This is a genomic window from Isoptericola sp. NPDC060257, from assembly GCF_042726645.1.
Lineage (GTDB): Bacteria > Actinomycetota > Actinomycetes > Actinomycetales > Cellulomonadaceae > Isoptericola > Isoptericola nanjingensis.
Genome location: NZ_JBHXAW010000385.1, coordinates 1 through 3090, shown reverse-complemented (window position 1 = coordinate 3090; position 3090 = coordinate 1). Strand labels below are relative to the sequence as shown.

4 protein-coding genes are annotated in these 3090 nt (G+C 76.5%); 2 read left to right on the top strand and 2 right to left on the bottom strand.

All coding sequences use genetic code 11. The features are described 5' to 3' along the window. Positions 1 to 1225, bottom strand: a 1225-nt coding sequence (locus ACFWEK_RS20350) for an ATP-binding protein (protein ID WP_430555216.1), incomplete at its 3' end; no start/stop codon positions are given. Between the two features lie 71 nt (positions 1226 to 1296). Next, complete coding sequence (locus tag ACFWEK_RS20345; protein WP_430547974.1) at positions 1297 to 1494, bottom strand: hypothetical protein; 198 nt, start codon at positions 1492 to 1494, stop codon at positions 1297 to 1299. 250 nt (positions 1495 to 1744) lie between these two features. Between ACFWEK_RS20345 and ACFWEK_RS20340 the strand changes: the two genes are divergently transcribed. After that, the gene (locus ACFWEK_RS20340) at positions 1745 to 2857 is read left to right on the top strand and encodes an HrcA family transcriptional regulator (protein ID WP_430547973.1); all 1113 of its coding nucleotides are present in this window, start codon (positions 1745 to 1747) and stop codon (positions 2855 to 2857) included. Between the two features lie 71 nt (positions 2858 to 2928). Next, the coding region (locus tag ACFWEK_RS20335; protein WP_430555217.1) for a DnaJ domain-containing protein at positions 2929 to 3090 on the top strand (162 nt) is incomplete at its 3' end.

Here is a 3090-nt window from a genome sequence, read left to right as displayed (position 1 = left end):
GCCCGTAGGTCTCGGGCACCGCGACGACCTCGACCGCCGAGGCGAGCGCGCGGTCCGGCAGGCGGGCGCGCCACCAGTGGTCGGCCGCGGCCGCGACCCGCGCGAGCGTGCGCTCGCCGTCCTCCAGCGCGCTCGCGCACGCCGCGTGCAGCCGGCGCGACTCGCCGGGCAGGAGCTCGGCGTCGACCGACTCCTGGATGAGCGCGTGGCGGAAGCGGTAGCCGTCGGCGTCCGCCACGAGCACGTGCGCGTCGACCGCCTCCCGGGCGGCGGGCTCGGCCTCGTCCAGGCCTCCCGCGCCGAGCATGGCGACGAGGAGCTCGTGCGGGGCCCGCTGGCCCGCGGCGGCGACGGTGCGGCAGAAGCGCTGGGCGGGGTCGCCCAGGGACGAGTAGCGCAGGAGCAGCAGCTCGCGCAGCGAGTCGGGCAGGGCGTCGCCGGCGAAGTCCGCCAGCTCCTCGGCGTAGAACGGCACGCCCTCGCTGCGCTCGACGAGCTCGCCGAGCACCGTGCCAGGGAGGTCCGGAGCGTCGGGCCGCCTCGAGACGAGCGAGGAGAACAGGCGCGTCGCCTCGGCGGCGTCGAGGCGCGGCACGTCGACGCGGGTCGCGAGCCGGGCCCGCTCCAGCTCGGCCAGGGTGGTGCGCAGGGGGTGGCGTCGCCCGACGTCGTCGCTGCGGTAGGTGGCGATCACGAGCAGGGTGGTGGCCGGCGCGGTGCGTGCGAGCCGGGCGAGCACCGTACGCGTCACGTCGTCCGACCAGTGCAGGTCCTCGAGGACGAGCACGACCGGGCGCTCGACGGCGAGCGCGGTCGTGAGGTCGGCCAGCACCTCCGGCAGGCGGCCGGTGTCGACGTCGCGCCGCACGTCCACGAGCCGGGGGGCGAGGAGCCCCAGCGCGTCGGCGGCGGGACCGGCCGCGGCGAGGGTCGCCGCCGGGCCGAGCGTGTCGACGACGTCGGACAGGACGCCGGTGAGCGCGGCGTAGGGGAGGGGGCCCGAGCCGGAGTCGGCGCACTGCCCGTGCAGCACGAGCGGCGCCGCCCCACCGTCGCGGACCTCCGCGAGGAACTCCGCCACGAGGCGGGTCTTGCCGATGCCCGCCTCGCCGCCGACGACGACCACGCCGCCGGAGCCGCCGCGGGCGTCCGCGTACGCCTCGCGCAGGGAGGTCAGCTCGGCGGCGCGGCCGACGAGCGGCGAGGGGGCGGTTCCGGTGGGCACGTCGCCATCGTGCCAGGCCGGACCGGGTGGCGCCGCGCTCGTGACGGCCGCCTCGGCGCCCGACGTCGCGGTCACTGCGGCCAGGGCCGCACGAGGCCCGCGGGCAGCTCCCACGGGCGGCGGGCCGCCCGGCGGCGCCGGGCGGCCGTGCGGCGGTGCGCGCGGCGCGCCTCCCGGGCGGCGTTCCGTGCCGCCGCCTCGTGACGCACCGCCTCCTCGAGGTCCACCTGGCGGGCGCGGAACTCGTCGTAGTACAGGTACTCGTTCATCACCGGTCTCCTTCGCCGGGGCCGGGCGGCCTCCGGTGGTTCCACCCTCGGCTCCTGAGGTACCGGCGCGGATCGGTCAGGTGCCGGATCTTCGTGGGGCGGGATACCTCAGACGGCCGCGGGGATACCTCAGCCGGGGCGACGACCGCGGGCCCGGCGTGTCGGGGCCGGGTCCCCCGGACCTCCGGCGAGCCCGCGTAGGATGGCACTCGGGACATGAGAGTGCTAAGGACCCGACCCGAGGAGGACCGTGAGCGAGGAACGTCGCCTGGCCGTGCTCCGCGCGATCGTGGAGGACTACGTCCACACGCGCGAGCCCGTGGGGTCGCGCGTGCTCACGGAGCGGCACGGCCTCGGGGTCTCGCCCGCCACGATCCGCAACGACATGGCGGCGCTGGAGGAGGCGGGGTACATCGCCCAGCCGCACACGTCGGCCGGTCGTATCCCGACCGACAAGGGGTACCGCCTCTTCGTCGACCGGCTCGCGGAGGTGCGTCCGCTCACCAGCCCGCAGCGCCGGGCGATCGAGACGTTCCTGTCCGAGGCGATCGACATGGACGACGTGCTCGGACGCGCCGGGCGCCTCATCGCCCAGCTCACGGGGCAGGTCGCCGTGGTCCAGTACCCGTCGCTGCGGCTCGCGGGGCTCCGGCACCTCGAGCTCGTCCCCGTGGGAGGCGCGCGGCTGCTGGTCGTGGTGATCAGCGACGCCGGCCGGGTGGAGCAGCGCTTCCTCGACGTCGGCGTGGGCCCTGGTGCGGAGCCCGCGGTCGTCGCCGTGGACGCCCCGGCGGGGCCGGAGCCCGACCCCGGCGCCCTCGACGAGGGCACGCTGAGCGAGCTGCGCGCCCGCCTCAACGCCGCCGCGGCGGGCAAGGGGCTCGCGGACCTGCCCGGCGCCTTCGCGCGCGTGGTGGCTGGGGTGGACGCCGCTCTGGCCCCCCTGGCCCGCGGCATCGCCGACCTCGTGGTCGACACGCTCGGCGCGCAGCGCGAGGACCGCATCGTGCTCGCGGGCACCGCCAACCTCGCCCGGGCCGACATGCGGTTCGAGCAGGGGCTGAGCCCGGTCCTGGAGGCGCTCGAGGAGCAGGTCGTGCTGCTCGGGCTCCTCACGGAGCTGGCGGCCGAGCCGGTCACCCGGGTCGGCGGCGGGGTCGGCGGCGGGGTCGGCGTCCGCATCGGGCACGAGAACCGACTCGACGGCCTCGCCGAGACCTCCGTCGTCGCCTCCGGCTACGGCGGCGACGGCGACCCCGTGGCGATCCTGGGGTCCATCGGTCCCACCCGGATGGACTATCCGGGCACGATCGCCTCCGTCCGCGCCGTCGCCCGCTACCTGTCCCGGGTGCTGCCCGGCTGACCGCCCCGCGGCATCCTTGAACCCGCCGACCTGACCGTGCACGTCACCGACACGTCACCGAAGAGAGACCTGTGACCGACTACTACGAGATCCTGGGCGTCCCCCGCGACGCCTCGGCCGAGCAGATCAAGAAGTCGTACCGCAAGCTCGCCCGCGAGCTGCACCCCGACGTCGCCGGCGAGGCCGGCGAGGAACGTTTCAAGGACGTCGCCCGCGCCTACGAGGTGCTGTCC